We start from the raw sequence: 17,755 nt of genomic DNA, 5'->3' as shown, positions 1-17,755 counted from the left end.
GGCGGCGTTGCAGTTAACGGTTGATTGTCAAATCTGTGGGCGTCGTCACTCGTTCGGATTAATTGATCGGCTCTACCGAGGGATTAGGTTCCTCCCCACGAGGTTGACCCGGTGCCGTAGAGGGCACGGCACCACGCGGGCAGCTGTCCCCCCTGGAAAACGTCGCGACGCTGCCTGCCCGGTCGTATCCGACCTCGGTTGGGGCAAGTTGTGAGCCGATCTCGCGTTGTCGCCAGATCAGCCGTACCGCTGTTCGCCACGATCCTCCTCGTGGCGTCCACCGGCACGGCGCTGGCCGCGGAGGATCAGCCGGCGCAGTCCGTGGCCGCCGCGCGCGGCCTGGACGCCGGCACGTTGCAGATGAAGGTCGCCCAGCGGCTGTCCGCCGCGAAGGGCCGCGTCACCGCGTTCGTCGAGCTGGAGGCCAAGCCGGCCGTCGACACCTACGCGGAGAAGACCAGCCAGGGCGCCAGCAAGCAGCAGGCGAAGGACGCCGCCAAGGCCACCAAGGCCGACACCGGCAAGGTGGTCGACCGCGTGGTCGGCGACCTCAAGGGCAGGGACGGCGCGACCAAGGAGCTCTACCGCACCGCCAACGGCGTGCCGGGCGTGGTCGTCCAGGCCGATGCGGCCAAGGTGCGCGAGCTGGCGCAGCGCGCGGACGTGAAGTCCATCCGCACCGTGGTGCCGAAGACCCGCGAGAACTCCAGCGCCGTGCAGCTGACCAACACGCTCAAGGCGTGGCAGCAGTACGGCAAGTTGGGCGACGACGTCCGCGTCGGCATCATCGACACGGGCATCGACTACACCCACGCCGACTTCGACGGCCCCGGCACCATCGCCGCGTTCCAGGCCATCGACGAGACCAAGGTCGACCCGTCGTACTTCCCGACCCCCAAGGTCGTCGGCGGCTACGACTTCGTCGGCAACGCCTACGACGGCGGCAGCGACGACCCGGCGGTCAACACCCCGAAGCCGGACCCCAACCCGCTGGACTGCAACGGCCACGGCTCGCACGTCGCCGGCACCACCGCGGGCTTCGGCGTCAACGCCGACGGCAGCACCTTCAAGGGCGACTACACCAAGCTCACCCCCGAGGCGCTCAACGCGATGCGGATCGGCCCGGGCACCGCGCCCAAGGCCCTGCTGTACGCGCTGAAGGTGTTCGGCTGCGACGGTTCGACCAACGTCACCGCGCAGGCCCTGGACTGGGCGCTCGACCCCGACGGCGACGGCGACTTCTCCGACCACCTCGACGTGGTCAACCTGTCCCTCGGCTCCGACTACGGCGCCCCGGACGACCCGGACAGCCTGTTCGTCCGCAAGCTCAACGCCTCCGGCGTGCTCACCGTGTTCTCCGCGGGCAACGGCGGCGACCTGTACGACATCGGCGGCTCGCCGGGCAACACCCCCGAGGCGCTGGCCGTGGCCAGCACCCGCGACGCGTTCGTGCTGCGCGACGCCGCCGAGGTGACCGCGCCGGCCGCCGTGGCCGGCCGCAAGCCCGGCCAGTACAGCCAGAACTACAACTACGAGGGCAAGAGCGTCTCCGCCCCCGTGGTGGCCCTGGGCGACCCGGGCAACAAGGACGGCTGCGCGCCGTTCAGCGCCGCCGACAAGGCCGCCGTGGCGGGCAAGATCGTGTGGCTGGAGTGGGACGACAACGACGCCACGCGCCGTTGCGGCTCCGCCGGCCGCTCGAACAACGCCACCGCCGCGGGCGCGGTCGGCGCGCTGTTCACCTCGCAGCTGGAGCACTTCAACGCCGGCATCGCGGGCAACGCGGTGATCCCGGTGCTGCAGCTGACCGGCACGGCCACCGCCGAGCTGCGCCCCGCGCTGGCCGCGGGCACGTTGGCGGTCCGGCTGGGCGGCGACCTCGCCGTCTCGCTGCCGACCTACGACCAGTCGATCACCGACACGCCCAGCTCGTTCACCTCGCGCGGCACGCGCAGCCCGGCCGTGAAGCCGGACGTGGCGGCCCCCGGTGACACCATCGCCTCGGTGCTGGTCGGCTCCGGCAACAAGCCGCAGGTCAACTCGGGCACCTCGATGGCCGCGCCGCACGTCAGCGGCATCGCGGCGCTCGTGCGCCAGGTCCACCCGGACTGGACGCCCGAGGAGGTCAAGGCCGCGGTGATGAACTCCGCCGGCCACGACGTCAAGGCCGACGGCAAGACCTACGCCCCCAACCGCGTGGGCGCGGGCCGCGTCGACGGCAAGGCCGCGGTGGAGAACCAGGTCCTGGCCCTCGTGCAGGACGACCCGGGCGTGGTGTCCGCGTCGTTCGGCGTGGTCGAGGTGTCGCGGCCGGTGTCGCTGACCAAGACCATCAAGGTGGTCAACAAGTCCACCAAGTGGGTCGACTACACCGTCGGCTACGAGGCCCTGACCGAGATCCCCGGCGTGCGCTACGAGCTGTCGGCCGACACCGTCCGGCTCAGCCCGCGCGGCATCGCCCGGGTCAAGGTCACGCTGAAGATCGACAACCCGGCCGCGCTGCGCAAGACCGTCGACCCGACGGTCGAGCCGCTGCACCTGGACACGCCGCGCCAGTTCCTGGCCGACGCGTCCGGCCGCGTGGTCCTCACCCCGAAGTCGGGCTCGTCCGTCGCGCTGCGGGTGCCGGTGTACTCCGCGCCCAAGCCGGTGGCCGACATCGGCACGGTGAACAGCGTCCGGGCCGACAAGTCGGGCCAGGCCGTGCTGAACCTGACCGGCCGGGGCCTCAACCAGGGCGCCTACCGCTCGCTGGTCAGCGTCCTGGAGCTCCAGGCGACCTCGCCGCGGCTGCCGGAGTGCCGCCGCAACGTCACCACCAACTGCGTCCTCAACGACACGGCCAAGAGCGGTGACCTGCGCTACGTCGGCGCCGCGTCCACCGCGCCGCTGGCCAGGGCGCAGGGGAACCCCGACGAGGCGCTGCTCGCGTTCGGCCTCGCCACCTGGGGCAACTGGCAGAACCTGGGCGGCAACACGGTGCCGTTCGTCGACATCGACACCAACGGTGACGGCGCGTTCGACTACGAGGTGTACGCGACCAAGCTGACCGACACCGACCTGCTCGTCGCCACCACGGTGAACCTGAGCACCGGTGCCACCGTCGACATCCAGGGCGTCAACGGCCAGTTCGGCGACGTCGACACCAACGTGTTCGACACGAACGTGGTCGTGCTGCCGGTGCTGCTGTCGGCGCTGGGCATCGACCCGACCGCGGACACCTCGCGGCTGACCTACCAGGTCGGCGTGAGCGGCTTCTACCTGGCGCCGGGCTCCACCGACGGCCTGGTGGACTCGATCCCCAGCCCGCTGTCGTTCGACCCGCTCAAGCCGGGCCTGTGGGTCCAGGGCGGCGGCGACGCCGCGCTGTCCTACCTGGCCCGCCCGGGTACCGCGCTGGTGGTCAACCGGGACGCCGCGGCCCTGGCCGCCGACGGCTCGGACAGCCTGCTGGTCCTGCACCACCACAACGCCACCGGTGACAAGGCCGACGTGGTGAAGGTGAAGGGCCGCTCGGGCAGCGGTTCGGCCGGCTGAACCGCCTGACGTACGACGCTCTGGCCGGTCGGGGGTTGCCCCGGCCGGCCAGAGTCGTTTAAGCGCATCGGGTGACGCCCGATCGGGGGCCTTGAACCGTTCGGGTGTCCCGCAGTCCGGGAGAGATGGCCACGGAGGTGTGTTCCGAGTGCGGTTTCGCCCCATAAGACCGGTAGCCTTTCGCGTTGAGAACTAGTCCCGTGAGTTGGGACTGATACCTGGGAGGTGTGTGGATGCGGCTCGCAGTGATCCCAGGAGACGGGATCGGGCCCGAGGTCGTCGCCGAGGCCCTGAAGGTGCTCGGTGAGGTCGTTCCAGCGGCTGAGATCACCCGCTACGACCTCGGCGCGGCGCGCTGGCACGCCACAGGTGAGTTGCTGCCGGAGTCGGTGCTCGGCGAGCTCCGCCAGCACGACGCGATCCTGCTCGGTGCCGTGGGCGACCCGTCGGTGCCCAGCGGCATCCTGGAGCGCGGCCTGCTGCTCCGGCTCCGGTTCGAGCTCGACCACCACGTGAACCTGCGCCCGGCGCGGCTCTACCCCGGTGTGCGCAGCCCGATCGCCGACCCGCCGGAGATCGACATGGTGGTCGTGCGCGAGGGCACGGAGGGCCTGTACGCGGGCAACGGCGGGCTCCTGCGCAAGGACACCCCCCACGAGATCGCGACCGAGGTGTCGATCAACACCTCGTTCGGCGTGGAGCGGGTGGTGCGCGACGCGTTCGCCCGGGCGGCGAACCGGCCGCGCAAGCACCTGACGCTGGTGCACAAGACCAACGTGCTGACGCACGCCGGGTCGCTGTGGTCCCGGGTGGTCGAGGAGGTCTCGCTCCAGCACCCGGACGTGACCGTGGCCTACCAGCACGTGGACGCGGCCACCATCCACCTGGTGACCGACCCGGGCCGGTACGACGTGATCGTCACCGACAACCTGTTCGGCGACATCCTGACCGACCTGGCGGCGGCCGTGACCGGCGGCATCGGCCTGGCGGCCTCGGGCAACCTCGACGTGACCCGGCGCAACCCGAGCATGTTCGAGCCGGTGCACGGCAGCGCGCCGGACATCGCCGGCCAGGGCATCGCCGACCCGACGGCGGCGGTCCTGTCGGTGGCCCTGATGCTCGACCACCTGGGCGAGTCGGAGGCGGCGCGGCGGATCGAGGCGTCGGTGGCCTTCGACCTGGCCACCCGCGACCACTCGTCGCCGGGCGCGACCTACGCCGTGGGCGACCGCCTGGCGGCCCTGGTCTCGTCCAACGTCCGCACCGGCGCCTGACCCGCGAGTCGAACCCCCAGACCCCGCGAGTCGAACGCTCAAGACCCCCGAGTTCGACGTTCGCGCCCCCCTCCCGGCAGGGGGGCGCGAACGTCGGGCCGGGGGTTTTCGGCGTTGGAGGGTCCTGAACGTCGAACTCGGGGGTCCTGGGGATTCGACACGACGGGTCCGGGGGTTCGACTCGCGCGGGGAGGTAGTGTGCCGGGTGCCGCCCGTGGGGGAAGTCCGGTGAGAGTCCGGCGCTGACCCGCAACGGTAAGCCGAAGTCGCCTTCGGCGAGCCCGATCACCCGCGGGCGGTGGGAAGAAGCTCCACTCCTGCCGTGGTCTGCGGGACGGGTGCGCCGGTCCGCGTGGGCCGGGGCCGACCGGTCGAGGCCACCTGCCCGGAAGGTGCCCGGTGACCGAGAGCGCGACCGAGGTCGAGACGACCGCGCCACCCCCGACGCCCCGCCGCCCCCGCTCCACCGCCGCGCTGTGCCTGGTGCTGGTCGTCGTGCTGGCGGGGTCCGTGGTGTGCGGCGTGGCGCTCGGGCCGGTGAGCGTCCCGTTCGGCGACGTGCTGCGCTACCTGCGCGCGGCCGCCACGGGCGGGGTCGTGGAGGCCGCCGAGGCGGGGCCGTACCGGATCGTGTGGGACATCCGCCTGCCGCGCGTGCTGCTGGCCGCCGTCGTGGGCGCGGGGCTGTCGGCGGTGGGCGTGGCGATCCAGGCGGTGGTCCGCAACGCCCTGGCCGACCCGTACGTGCTGGGCATCTCCTCCGGGGCCAGCGTCGGCGCCACCGCGGTCGCCACCACCGGCCTGTTCGCCTCGCTGGGCGTCTACGCGCTGTCCACGGCCGCGTTCCTGTCCGCCCTGGTGGCCATGGTCCTGGTCTACCTGGTGGCCGGCCGGGGCGGCCTGACCCCGCTGCGCCTGGTCCTCACCGGCACGGCCCTGGCCCACGGCTTCTCCGCGGTCGCGATGCTGCTGGTGTTCCAGTCACCCCGCGGCGAGGCGGCCCGGGCCGCGATGTTCTGGCTGCTCGGCAGCCTGGGCGGGGTGACCTGGGCGTCGGTGCCGGTCGCGGCGGCCGTGGTGGTCGCGGGCACCGCCTACCTCGTCGGCCGCGCCGGGCACCTCAACGCCCTGTCCCTGGGCGACGAGACCGCCACCACCCTCGGCGTCGACGTCGCCCGCACGCGCCGCGCCCTGTTCGCGGTCACCGCCGCCATGACCGGCGTGCTGGTCGCGGTCAGCGGCGCGGTCGGGTTCGTCGGCCTCATGCTGCCCCACCTGGTCCGCCTCACCGTCGGCGCGGACCACCGCCGGGTGCTGGCCGTCGCCCCGCTCGCGGGCGCCTGCTTCCTGATCTGGGTGGACGTGGCCGCGCGCCTGCTCGCCGCGCCCGAGGAGCTGCCCCTGGGCGTCATCACGGCCGCCCTGGGCGTGCCGTGCTTCGTGTTCCTCATGGGCTGCCGCGGCTACGTGTTCGGGGGGCGCTGAGGTGGACCTGGAACTCCGGGCGCTCGCCGTCGACGGCATCCTGCGCGGCGTCGACCTGACCGCCGGCCGGGGCGAGGTGCACGGCATCGTCGGCCCCAACGGCAGCGGCAAGTCCACCACGCTGCGCTGCGTCTACCGGGCGCTGGTGCCGCACGGGGGAGTGGTCCGCCTCGGCGGCCGCGACATCACCTCCCTGAAGGTCCGGGACACCGCCCGCGACCTGGCCGCGCTCACCCAGGACAGCCACGTCGAGTTCGACTTCACCGTCACCGAGGTGGTCGCCATGGGCCGCCTCCCGCACGGCGCCGGCCCCGGCGACGACGCGGTCGTGCGCGACGCGCTGTCCCGGGTGGGCGCCGCCCACCTGGCCCACCGCGGCTTCCTCACCCTTTCGGGTGGTGAGCGGCAGCGCGTGCTCATCGCCCGCGCCCTGGCGCAGCAGCCGAAGGTGCTGGTCCTGGACGAGCCGACCAACCACCTGGACATCAGCCACCAGCTGGCGGTGCTCGCCCTGGTCCGGGGCCTGGGCGTGACCGTGCTGGCCGTGCTGCACGACCTCAACCTCGCCGCCGCGCACTGCGACCGCCTGCACGTGCTCGACCGCGGCCGCGTCGTGCGCAGCGGCGGGCCCGCGGACGTACTCACCCCCGAGGTGCTGGCCGAGGTCTTCCGCGTCCGCGCCCACGTCGTCGCGCACCCCACCAGCGGGGTGCCGCAACTGCTGTTCGACCACCTGGAGGCCACCCCGTGACCAGAACGCTCGCCGCGCTCGCCGCGGTCCTGCTCACCGCGGCGTGCGGCGCCGAGGTCGCCGCGCCCCGGGCCGCGGCCGAGGTGACCGTCACCAACTGCGGCGAGCGGGTGGCGTACGCGCGACCCTCCCGCGTGGTCACCAACGACACCGGCATCACCGAGCTGATGTTCGCGCTGGGCCTGGGCGACCGCATGGCCGGGTACGTCATCCCCGCCGCCGCGAAGTCCGGCGACGTGGCGTCCTCGCCCTGGAAGGCCGACTTCGAGCGCGTGCCGCACCTCGGCGAGAAGATCGGCAAGGAGCTGGTCCAGGGCGCCGGCGCCGACCTGGTGTTCGCGGGCTGGAACTACGGCTTCTCCGAGAGCACCGGCTTCACCCCGGACGCCCTGGCCGACCTCGGCATCGCCACCTACCAGCTCACCGAGGCGTGCCGGAACGGCGTGGGCGAGCAGCGCGGCATCATGCCCCCGCTGGACGCCCTCTACACCGACCTGCGCAACCTCGGCCGCATCTTCGGCGTCGAGGACCGGGCCGAACGGCTCATCGCCGATTACCAGAAGCAGATAGCCGACGCCGGGAAGCTGGTCAAGGAAAAGCGCCCGAAGGTGTTCCTCTACGACAGCGGGCTCGACCAGCCGTTCACCTCGGGCCGCAACGCCGCGCCGCAGGCCATCATCGAGAAGGCGGGCGGCGAGAACATCTTCGGCGACCTCGACGACAGCTGGACCACCGTCGGCTGGGAGGCCGTGGTCGACCGCGCGCCCGAGGTCGTGCTCATCAACGACTACGCGGACGGCGACGCGAGCACGCCCGAGCAGAAGCGGGCTTTCCTGGAGTCCTACGAACCGCTCCGCGACGTGCCCGCCATCAGGGAGAAGAGGTTCTTCGCGCTCCCGTACGCGGCCCTGGTCGAGTCACCGCGCAACCCGGCCGCCGTCGAGGCGTTCGCGCGGTTCCTGGCGGGCGCCTGACCGGGTTCGCGGGCGATAGCCGTTCACCAGGATGTGGGACAACCCGTCCGTGGCTTGGTAAGCCCGGACGGGTTGTGGCACCATCACCGACGTGGCTCTCCACAGCGCGATCATTATTTCCCAGCGCGTCGGGTAAGTGCTTCCGCCGAGCACCCGACGCGCCGACCTCTCGCATCCTGCGGGGGGTCTTTTTGTTTTCCAAGATCCTTAGGAGCCCCCACGTGACCCCCCTCGGCGATAGCTTCCACGTCTACGACACGACCCTGCGGGACGGTGCCCAGCGCGAGGGCATCTCCTACTCGGTCACCGACAAGCTGGCCGTGGCCCGGCTGCTCGACTCGCTCGGCGTGGGCTTCATCGAGGGCGGCTGGCCGGGCGCGCTGCCCAAGGACACCGAGTTCTTCGCCCGCGTCGCGGCGGGCGAGGTCGCGCTCAAGCACGCCCAGCTCGTCGCCTTCGGCTCCACCCGCAGGGCCGGGGTCAAGGTGACGGAGGACCCGCAGGTCAAGGCCCTGCTGGACAGCCAGGCGCCGGTGGTGACGCTGGTCGCCAAGTCCGACCGCAGGCACGTCGAGCGGGCCCTGCGCACCGACGTGGCGGAGAACTGCGCCATGGTCCGCGACACCGTCCGCCACCTGGTCGAGGAGGGCCGCCGGGTCTTCCTCGACGCGGAGCACTTCTTCGACGGCTACGCCTTCGACCCGGACACCTCGCTGCGCGTGCTGGAGTCCGCTGTGGAGGGTGGCGCCGACGTGGTGGTGCTGTGCGACACCAACGGCGGGCAGCTCCCCCTCGGCCTGTCCGAGACCGTCGCCGACGTCATCGCCCGCACGGGCTTCCGCGTCGGCATCCACTGCCAGGACGACACGTCCTGCGCGGTGGCCAACACGATCGCCGCGGTGCAGGCGGGCGCCACGCACGTCCAGTGCACCGCGAACGGCTACGGCGAGCGAGCGGGCAACGCGGACCTGTTCGCCGTCGTCGGGAACCTCGTGACCAAGCTCGGCCTGCAGGTGCTACCGCACGAGTCGCTGGCCGAGCTGACCCGCGTCTCCCATGCCCTGGCCGAGATCGCGAACATCGCACCCGACACCCACCAGGCATACGTCGGGTCGTCGGCCTTCGCCCACAAGGCGGGGCTGCACGCGAGCGCGATCAAGGTGGACCCGGAGCTGTACAACCACATCGACCCGGACACCGTCGGCAACGACATGCGGGTGCTGGTCACCGAGATGGCGGGTCGGGCCAGTCTGGAGCTCAAGGGACGTGAGCTCGGGATCGACCTGACCCGCCGGCCCGAGGCCCTGACCAACGTCGTGCGCAAGGTCAAGGAGCTGGAGGCGGGCGGCTGGTCGTTCGAGGCCGCCGACGCCTCCCTGGAGCTGCTGCTCAAGGCGGAGCTGTCCGAACTGGACGAGCTGCCGTTCCGGCTGGAGTCCTACCGCGTGGTGCTCGACCACCGCCCCGACGGCGCCGTGGTGTCCGAGGCCACGGTCAAGGTGCACGCGTCCGGTGAGCGGGTCATCGCCACCGCCGAGGGCAACGGCCCGGTGCACGCGCTGGACGCCGCGCTGCGGAAGGCGCTGCTGCCCCACCTGTCGTGGCTCGACGCGGTGAAGCTCAACGACTACAAGGTCCGCATCCTCGCCGGTACCCGCTCCACCTCGGCCGAGCACGGCACCGACGCCGTCACCCGCGTGCTCGTGGAGTCGACCGACGGCGAGCAGGAGTGGACCACCGTCGGCGTGCACGGCAACATCGTCGAGGCCAGCTGGCTGGCCCTGTGCGACGCGCTCGCGCACAAGGCGATGCGGGTCAGCCCGTCACGAGCGTGAACCCGTTCTCCGCGAGGATGCGGTTGACCGGGTAGAACAACGACGTGCCGCCGGTCGAGCAGTTCCCGCTGCCGCCCAGCACGTGCCCCTGGGCCTGGGAGCCGGTGAACACCGGTTTCCAGGTCTCGCCGGGGTCGGTGCACAGGGTGGTGCGGGTGAGGCCGGACACCGTCCCGGTCGGGAAGTTGACCGTCACGTTCCTGGCCTGCACGGTGCCGCAGCGCAGCCCGCTGGAGCGGCCCACCGCGCACACCGCGCCGCCCACCGGTGTCTCGGCGGAGCCGGTGACGACGCCGGTGCGGCCGGCGATCGTCGGCCGCTGGACCCACGCGGTGGTGTTGGTGATCCGCACGACCGAGTAGGTCTCCCGGACGGCCACGACCGCCCCGACGTCGATGCCGCCGGGACCGCTGACGACCGCGCCGACGGGCGCGCAGTTCGGCGGGACCAGCAGGTACCCGCGGACGTTGTAGCCGTTGGCGCACCGGTTCGCGGAGGACGGCGCGGTGAGCGGCGTGCCCGCCTCCAGGGGCACCGGGGCGGCCGAGGCAGGGATGGCCGCCCCCAGCAGCAGCGCGAGCGCGATCAGCAGGGTTCGCATCCCACGACGTTAGGCACACCCGGTGCGCTTTCCAGCCGCCGGTTAGGGTGAACTCCGTGCGCATTGCCCGTATCGCCCAACCCGGTGGCCTCGCCTTCGCCGCGATCGAAGGCGAAGGCGACGACCTGACCGCGGTCGAGATCGCCGACGACCCTTTCGCGAACCCGAAGTTCACCGGCCGCCGCTGGCCCCTGGCCGACGTCCGGCTGCTGGCCCCGTTCCTGCCGCCCAAGATCGTGGCGATCGGCCGCAACTACGCCGAGCACGCCGCCGAGCTGGGCAACGAGGTGCCGGACGCCCCGCTGATGTTCCTCAAGCCCAACACCGCCGTCATCGGCCCCAACGCGGAGATCAAGCTCCCCGCGGTGTCCGAGCGGGTGGACTTCGAGGGCGAGCTGGCCGTGGTGGTCGGCGTCGGCGGCCGGGACATCCCCGCCTCCCGCGCCGGGCAGGCGGTCCTGGGCTACACCATCGCCAACGACGTCACCGCGCGGGACCTCCAGAAGACCGACGGCCAGTGGACGCGGGCCAAGGGCTTCGACACGTTCTGCCCGCTGGGGCCGTGGGTGGAGACCGAGTTCGACCCGTCCGACGTGGCCATCCGCACCGAGGTGGACGGCGAGGTCAAGCAGGACTCGCGGACCTCGCTGCTGGTGCACGGCATCCCCGAGCTGATCGAGTACATCTCGTCGGTGATGACCCTGCGCCCGCTGGACGTGATCCTGACCGGCACCCCCGCCGGCGTCGGCCCGCTGACCGCCGGGCAGACCGTCTCGGTGACCGTGGAGGGCCTGGGCACGCTCACCAACTCCGTGGTGGACCGCTGATCGGGTGGACCGCCGATCGGGTGGACCGCTGACCCGTCAGCTCCGCTCGATCCGCTCGGGCGCGCGCCGGGCGAAGTCCGGTGCGTGCTCGGGCCGCAGCCCGATGCCCACCAGGTAGGCCGGCACCCCCTGCAGCACCGGGAAGCGCCGCATCAGCCGCACCGGCAGCGGCGGCCGGCCGGGGGTGGCGGTCGAGGTGCCCGCCAGCGTCGGCTTGAGGAACGAGTCCTGGATGCGCCGCTGCACCGCCTGCGTCACCGCGGTCGGGAACCACCGGCGCCGCCGCACCTTCGCCAGCACCGCGGTGGTGAGCGCGCCGCGCCGCAGCGGCCCGGCCACGATCCGCGCGGCGGCCACCGCGTCCTGCACGGCCAGGTTGATGCCGACCCCGCCGATGGGCGACATGGCGTGCGCCGAGTCGCCGATGCACAGCAGGCCGTCGGTGTGCCAGCGCCGCAGCCGGTCCAGCTTGACGTCGAGCAGCTTGACGTCGTCCAGCGACTCCAGCGTCCCGATCCGGTCCTCCAGCCACGGCACCAGGGCCACCACGCGCCGCCGGAACGCCTCCACGCCCTCCTGCCGCAGCATCCGGTCGGTGCCCTTGCGGATCAGGTAGGCGCACTGGAAGTAGTCGCCGCGGTTGATCAGCACCATGGCGTTGCCCCGGCTGAACCGCCCGGTGGCGCCGGTCAGCTCCCCGGGGTCGCGCGGCAGGCGGAACCACCACACGTCCATCGGCGCGCCGAACGCGTGCACCGGCAGCCCGGCCTGGGCGCGCACCAGCGAGCTGCGGCCGTCGGCCGCGATCACCAGGTCGGCCGCCAGCTCGCCCGACTCGCCCGCGGCGGTGCGGTAGCGGACGCCGGTCACCCGGCCGCGCTCCTGGACCAGGCCGACGACCTCGGTGTCCATCCGCAGGGCGAAGGCCGGCTCGCGCTTGCCCGCGTCGGCCAGCAGGTCCAGGAAGTCCCACTGCGGGACGAACGCGATGTGCTTGTGCGGCCCGGGCAGCCGCGTCATGTCGCCCATCGTCTGGGGCCCGCTGTCCAGCAGCACCTGCACCTGGTCCACGAGCTGGTGCGGCACCTCGGCGAACGAGGGCCCGAGGCCCAGCTCGTCCAGCAGCGTGAGCGTGGACGCGTGCACCGTGTCGCCGCGGAAGTCCCGCAGGAAGTCGCCGTGCTTCTCCAGCACGGTCACCTCGACACCGGCCCTGGCCAGCAGCAACGCGCACACCATGCCCGCGGGGCCACCACCGACGACGGCGACGCCTGTGCGTTCCATGATCTTCCCTCCCTTTTTCAACACCAGTTGAATAAGGCCAGCATGCTCTCGCGGCGGGCGCCGGTCAAGGCGGATAGGCTGATCGGGTCATGAGCGCAGCAGCAGCCGCTCCAGGGGTTCGGGTCCGGATCGGCACGCCGCCGGCCGGTGCGCCCCACGTGGAGTTCGTCCGCACCGCCCTGGTCAACTGGGCGTACGCCCGCCACGCGGGTGGCGAGGTGGTGCTCCGCGTCGAGGACGCCGGTGCCGCGCCCGACCGCGAGGGGTCGTACCTCCCGCTGCTGGAGGCCCTGGGCTGGCTGGGCCTGGACTGGGACGAGGGCCCCGAGGTCGGCGGCCCGCACGCGCCGTACCGGCAGCGCCTGCGCCGCGGCCTGCACGACGACGTGGCCCGGCGCCTGGTCGAGGCGGGGGAGCTCTACGAGTCCTTCTCCACGCCCGAGGAGGTGCACGCGCGCCGCCGGGCGGCCGGGCAGGACCCGAAGCTCGGCTACGACGGCTTCGACCGCGACCTCACCGAGGAGCGGAAGGCCGGGTTCCGCGCGCAGGGGCGTTCGCCCGTGCTGCGGCTGCGGATGCCCGACGAGGACATCTCCTGGGTCGACCTGGTGCGCGGCGAGGTCGTGGCCAAGGCGGGCGGCACGCCCGACCCGGTGCTGGTGCGCGCCGACGGCGAACCGCTGCCCCCGTTCGCGGACCCCGTCGACGACGCGCTGATGGGCATCACGCACGTGCTGCGCGGCGAGGACCTGCTCCCGTCCACGCCACGCCGGATCGCGCTCCACCGGGCGCTGGCCCGCGTCGGCGTGGCCGGCCCCACCCCGGAGTTCGGCCACCTCCCGCGCGTGGTGGGCGAGGGGGACCGGCGGCTCGCCAAGCGCGACCCGCGCTCGGACCTGTTCCACTACCGCGACCGCGGCTTCCTGCCCGAGGGCCTGCTGAACTACCTCGCGCTGCTCGGCCGCCCCGTCGCCGACGACCGCGACGTCCTGCCCGCGGCGGAGCTGGTCGCCGCGTTCGACCTCGCCCGGGTCGGCGCCAACCCGGTCCGGTTCGACCTGAAGAAGGCCGAGGCGGTCAACGCCGCGCACCTGCGCGCGCTGCCGGTGGACGACTTCGTCGAGCGCGTGCTGCCCTACCTGATCAAGGACGGCGTGCTGCCGGCCGAGCCCACCGGGGAGCAGCGCGCGCTGCTGGCCGGCATCGCGCCGCTGGTGCAGGAGCGGCTGGTCGTGCTGTCCGAGGCATCCGCGATGGTCCGGTTCCTGTTCGTGCGGGAGCAGGACTTCGCGCCCGAGGCGGACGCCGCGGCCAAGGCGCTGGGCGAGGGCGCGCGGCCCGTGCTGGAGGCCGGGATCACCGCCTTGGAATCGCTTCCGGAGTGGACGGCCGCCGCGATCGAGGGCGCCCTGAAGGCGTCCCTTGTGGACGGACTGGGCCTGAGGCCGCGCGACGCGTACGCCCCCGTGCGGGTCGCCGTGACGGGCCGTACCGTCTCGCCACCCCTGTACGAATCCCTGGAACTGGTGGGCCAGGGTCGCTCGATCGGGCGATTGCGCCGCGCGCTCGGGGCAATCTGAGTGGTGCGATCGGGGGGTTCAGCGATGCTTGACCGTGCAAGAACCCCCAGATATCACCTCTCTGGTCGAGTCGGACCGGGGTCGGGCGCACCTAGCCTCACGGGGTGACAACCGCAGCCCCGACTTCCACCCCTCGGAGAACCGGCGAGATCCGGGCGGTGTGCCTCGACGTCGACGACACCCTCGTCGACTACAGCACCTCGTCCCGGGCCGCCCTGGCGGCGATGGTGGGCAACGACGACGCCTGGTCGCTGTGGCAGCGCATCACCGACGAGCACTGCGCCCGGCTCCTGGCCGGCGAGCTGGAGTACGAGACCATGCGGAACATCCGGACCCGCGCCTTCTTCGCGGCGCTGGGCGAGGAGCTGGACCAGGAGGAGGCGACCCGCCGGGAGCTGCGGCGCCAGGAGGTCCTGTCCTCGGGCTGGCGGCTGTTCCCGGACGTGGTGCCGTGCCTGGAGTGGCTGCGCGCCGCCGGGCTGCCCCTGGCGGCCGTGAGCAACGCCTCGGGGCGCCACCAGCGGGTCAAGATCGCCTCGCTCGGGCTGGCCCGGTACTTCGACACGGTCCTCATCGCGGGCGAGGTCGGCGCCGCGAAACCCGACCGGGTGATCTTCGACACCGCCTGCGCCGACCTCGGCGTGGACGTCGGCGACGCCGTCCACGTGGGCGACCGGCTGCACGCCGACGCGATCGGCGCCCGGGACGCGGGCCTGAGGGGCGTCTGGCTCAACCGCCACGGCTCCCGCACCGGCGCGCTCCCGGCCGGCATCTCGGCCATCAGCAGCCTCGCTGAGCTGCCCGAACTCCTGGTCTGCGAGCTGGCGGCCACCTCCGCGTGACCCCCGATTTCCGTTCCGCCGGGGGCGTGGTCTAGTATTCTTCCCGGCGGAACGGAGAGCCCCCCTCGGCGAGGGGAGCGGGCCGGGAAACCAATGGGGTATGGTGTAATTGGCAGCACGACTGATTCTGGTTCAGTTAGTCTAGGTTCGAGTCCTGGTACCCCAGCTGCAACGGTAGAAAAGAAGATGTGCTAGACTACCGGGGTAACACAGCGAGAACCGATTTGGTGAGAACCGAGCGGATCTGCTAAACTGAAAACAGAAGAAAGTTTCTAGGGCCCCGTCGTCTAGCGGCCTAGGACGCCGCCCTCTCAAGGCGGTAGCGAGGGTTCGAATCCCTTCGGGGCTACAGATTGGGAGATCCCTGTTGTGCTTGCGCACAACGGGGATCTTTCGCATTTCACATTGGGGGTCCGACCCCCAAACCCCGGGCAGGAGGGGCTTCGCCCCCCTGCACCCCCCGGCGGCTTTGCCGCGTGAGGGTTGGTGGCGTCGGGGTTGGTGCTGGGTCTGGGCTCTGTTGTGGCTGTTGGGGGCTCTGTTCGCCCCTGCGGGGCAGGGGCGAACAGAGGGGCCCCCTTGGTGCCTAGAGGCGGGATTGGAGGGCTTCTGCGGCTGCCAGGAGGTCGGCGGCCCACCTGGCGCCCGGACGGCGGCCCATTCTGTCTATTGGGCCCGAGACGGAAACTGCGGCTACTACCGAGCCGGTGCTGTCCCTTACCGGGGCGGAAACGCTGGCTACGCCCGGTTCTCGTTCTGCGACGCTTTGTGCCCAGCCTCGGCGGCGGACTTCCAGGAGGGTGCGTTCGCCGTAGACGGCGTCGGCCAGGACTGAGCGTTGGGTGCTGGGGTCGGCCCAGGCGGCCAATACTTTTGCGCCCGAGCCGGCGGTCATCGGCAATCTCGCGCCGATGGGGACCGTGTCCCTCAGGCCGCTGGGGGGTTCCGCGGAGGAGACGCAGACTCGTTGCATGCCGTCGCGGCGGTAGAGCTGGACGCTCTCGCCGGTGATGTCGCGCAGCCTCGGTAGTACGGAGGAGGCCGCGTCGAGCAGGGGGTCGGTCGCGCCGCCCGCCAGTTCCGCCAGTGCCGCGCCCGGACGCCAGCGGCCGTCGGAACCCCGTCGCAGCAACCGGTGCACCTCAAGCCCTACCGCCAACCTGTGCGCGGTGGCCCTGGGCAAGCCCGTCCGGTTGCACAACTCGGCGAGCCCACACGGATCCTTTGCGACGGCGTTCAGGACGGCCACTGCCTTGTCCAGCACGCCGATCCCGCTATGCTGTCCCACAAGCCGATACTAACTTCCCACTGTCTGGGAAGTCCAGATCTATCGACTGTCCAGATCTTGGGAGTTGCGATGAGCCGCACGCTCGCGGAGAAGGTGTGGGAAGCACACGTCGTGCGCCACGGCAGTGGCGCCGAGCCGGACCTGCTCTACATCGACCTCCACCTGCTGCACGAGGTGACCAGCCCGCAGGCATTCGACGGGCTCCGGTTGGCCGGGCGCGGCCTCCGGCGGCCGGACCTGACCATTGCCACCGAGGACCACAACGTCCCCACGGTGGACATCGAGCTGCCGATCGCGGACCCGGTGTCCCGCACGCAGGTCGAGACGTTGCGGAAGAACTGCGCCGAGTTCGGCGTTCGGCTGCACCCGATGGGCGACGCGGAGCAGGGCATCGTCCACGTGGTGGGGCCGCAGCTGGGGTTGACCCAGCCGGGCATGACGGTGGTCTGCGGTGACAGCCACACCTCCACCCACGGCGCTTTCGGCGCCCTGGCGTTCGGCATCGGGACGTCCGAGGTCGAGCACGTGATGGCTACCCAGACGTTGCCGCTCAAACCGTTCAAGACCATGGCGATCAACGTCGAGGGGCGGCTCGGGCCCGGCGTCACGGCCAAGGACGTCATCCTGGCGGTGATCGCGAAGATCGGTACCGGTGGGGGCCAGGGGTACGTCCTGGAGTACCGGGGCAGCGCGATCGAGGCGTTGTCGATGGAAGCCCGGATGACCGTGTGCAACATGTCGATCGAGGCCGGGGCGCGGGCGGGCATGATCGCGCCCGACCAGACGACGTTCGACTACGTGCAGGGGCGCCCGCACGCGCCGGCCGGGGCCGACTGGGACGCGGCGGTGGAGCACTGGAAGACGCTGCGCACCGACGAGGGTGCGGTTTTCGACGCCGAGGTGCACCTGAACGCGGACGAGCTGACGCCGTTCGTCACCTGGGGGACCAACCCGGGGCAGGGGCTGCCGCTGGGCGAGCGGGTGCCCGACCCCGAGGCGATCGGCGACGAGAACGAGCGCGTGGCCGCCGAGAAGGCGCTCGCGTACATGGGGCTGGAGCCGGGCACGCCGCTGCGCGACATCCGGGTCGACACCGTCTTCCTCGGCTCTTGCACGAATGGGCGCATCGAGGACCTGAGGGCCGCCGCGGACGTGCTGCGGGGGCACCGGGTGGCCGACGGGGTGCGGATGCTCGTCGTGCCGGGCTCCATGCGCGTGCGGGCCCAGGCCGAGGCCGAGGGGCTGCACGAGGTGTTCCTGGCCGCGGGCGCCGAGTGGCGCCAGGCGGGCTGCTCGATGTGCCTGGGCATGAACCCGGACCAGCTCAAGCCGGGTGAGCGCAGCGCCTCCACCTCCAACCGCAACTTCGAGGGCAGGCAGGGCAAGGGCGGCCGGACCCACCTGGTCTCGCCGCTCGTGGCCGCCGCCACCGCCGTGCGCGGCACCCTGTCCGCACCCGCCGACCTGGTCTAAGGGG

The 17,755-nt window shown here is 72.1% G+C and carries 13 protein-coding genes, 2 tRNA genes and 1 riboswitch; of the genes, 12 read left to right on the top strand and 3 right to left on the bottom strand.

The features are described from left to right. Window positions 1-210: 210 nt before the first annotated feature. The 6 genes from EKG83_RS40385 to cimA all read left to right on the top strand — a co-directional run bounded on the left by EKG83_RS40385 (window position 211) and on the right by cimA (window position 9,856). Entirely contained in the window at window positions 211-3,537 is a 3,327-nt protein-coding gene (locus EKG83_RS40385; RefSeq protein ID WP_033431526.1) for a S8 family peptidase, read from the top strand. Window positions 3,538-3,770: 233 nt separating this feature from the next. Further along, window positions 3,771-4,811, top strand: a complete 1,041-nt coding sequence (locus EKG83_RS40380; RefSeq protein ID WP_033431525.1) for a 3-isopropylmalate dehydrogenase — start codon at window positions 3,771-3,773, stop codon at window positions 4,809-4,811. Between the two features lie 195 nt (window positions 4,812-5,006). After that, a riboswitch (cobalamin riboswitch) is annotated at window positions 5,007-5,122 on the top strand. A gap of 88 nt (window positions 5,123-5,210) precedes the next feature. Continuing rightward, window positions 5,211-6,296 carry a FecCD family ABC transporter permease gene (locus EKG83_RS40375; RefSeq protein WP_084716477.1) on the top strand — a complete coding sequence of 362 codons (1,086 nt, stop codon included), beginning with the start codon at window positions 5,211-5,213 and terminating at the stop codon, window positions 6,294-6,296. Between the two features lies 1 nt (window position 6,297). Beyond that, on the top strand, window positions 6,298-7,047 hold the full coding sequence (locus tag EKG83_RS40370) for an ABC transporter ATP-binding protein (RefSeq protein ID WP_051765964.1): 750 nt from the start codon (window positions 6,298-6,300) through the stop codon (window positions 7,045-7,047). Further along, window positions 7,044-8,021: an ABC transporter substrate-binding protein gene (locus EKG83_RS40365; protein ID WP_033431524.1), complete on the top strand. Its 978-nt coding sequence runs from the start codon at window positions 7,044-7,046 to the stop codon at window positions 8,019-8,021. The genes EKG83_RS40370 and EKG83_RS40365 overlap by 4 nt, the downstream gene beginning before the upstream one ends. Before the next feature lie 221 nt (window positions 8,022-8,242). Further along, window positions 8,243-9,856, top strand: coding sequence for a citramalate synthase (gene cimA, locus EKG83_RS40360; RefSeq protein ID WP_194282969.1), 1,614 nt, complete (start codon window positions 8,243-8,245; stop codon window positions 9,854-9,856). On the opposite strand, the gene EKG83_RS40355 is transcribed toward cimA, so the two are convergent. Then, window positions 9,837-10,457 carry a S1 family peptidase gene (locus EKG83_RS40355; RefSeq protein WP_033431523.1) on the bottom strand — a complete coding sequence of 207 codons (621 nt, stop codon included), beginning with the start codon at window positions 10,455-10,457 and terminating at the stop codon, window positions 9,837-9,839. The genes cimA and EKG83_RS40355 overlap by 20 nt on opposite strands. Before the next feature lie 56 nt (window positions 10,458-10,513). Here EKG83_RS40355 and EKG83_RS40350 point away from each other — a divergent pair, with 56 nt between their 5' ends. Then, complete coding sequence (locus EKG83_RS40350) at window positions 10,514-11,284, top strand: fumarylacetoacetate hydrolase family protein (protein WP_033431522.1); 771 nt, start codon at window positions 10,514-10,516, stop codon at window positions 11,282-11,284. 36 nt (window positions 11,285-11,320) lie between these two features. On the opposite strand, the gene EKG83_RS40345 is transcribed toward EKG83_RS40350, so the two are convergent. Beyond that, entirely contained in the window at window positions 11,321-12,568 is a 1,248-nt protein-coding gene (locus EKG83_RS40345; RefSeq protein WP_153278738.1) for an FAD-dependent oxidoreductase, read from the bottom strand. Window positions 12,569-12,657: 89 nt separating this feature from the next. Between EKG83_RS40345 and gltX the strand changes: the two genes are divergently transcribed. The 4 genes from gltX (at window position 12,658) to EKG83_RS40325 (ending at window position 15,339) form a co-directional block, all read left to right on the top strand. Next, complete coding sequence (gene gltX / locus EKG83_RS40340; protein ID WP_051765963.1) at window positions 12,658-14,148, top strand: glutamate--tRNA ligase; 1,491 nt, start codon at window positions 12,658-12,660, stop codon at window positions 14,146-14,148. Between the two features lie 104 nt (window positions 14,149-14,252). Continuing rightward, window positions 14,253-14,990, top strand: coding sequence for an HAD family hydrolase (locus EKG83_RS40335; protein WP_228122391.1), 738 nt, complete (start codon window positions 14,253-14,255; stop codon window positions 14,988-14,990). 94 nt (window positions 14,991-15,084) lie between these two features. Further along, window positions 15,085-15,156 (top strand) — tRNA-Gln (locus tag EKG83_RS40330). A gap of 110 nt (window positions 15,157-15,266) precedes the next feature. Next, a tRNA-Glu gene (locus EKG83_RS40325) sits at window positions 15,267-15,339 on the top strand. Window positions 15,340-15,576: 237 nt separating this feature from the next. On the opposite strand, the gene EKG83_RS40320 is transcribed toward EKG83_RS40325, so the two are convergent. Beyond that, window positions 15,577-16,278 carry an IclR family transcriptional regulator gene (locus tag EKG83_RS40320; RefSeq protein WP_051765960.1) on the bottom strand — a complete coding sequence of 234 codons (702 nt, stop codon included), beginning with the start codon at window positions 16,276-16,278 and terminating at the stop codon, window positions 15,577-15,579. 69 nt (window positions 16,279-16,347) lie between these two features. On the opposite strand from EKG83_RS40320, the gene leuC reads away from it, so the two are divergent. Then, the gene (gene leuC / locus EKG83_RS40315) at window positions 16,348-17,751 is read left to right on the top strand and encodes a 3-isopropylmalate dehydratase large subunit (RefSeq protein ID WP_033431519.1); all 1,404 of its coding nucleotides are present in this window, start codon (window positions 16,348-16,350) and stop codon (window positions 17,749-17,751) included. Window positions 17,752-17,755: the final 4 nt, after the last annotated feature.

Origin of the sequence: Saccharothrix syringae (assembly GCF_009498035.1) — a bacterium.
In the GTDB taxonomy this organism is placed as follows: Bacteria; Actinomycetota; Actinomycetes; order Mycobacteriales; family Pseudonocardiaceae; genus Actinosynnema; species Actinosynnema syringae.
The sequence above is the reverse complement of the archived record's forward strand: the minus strand, read 5'-3'. Positions and strand labels throughout refer to the sequence as shown.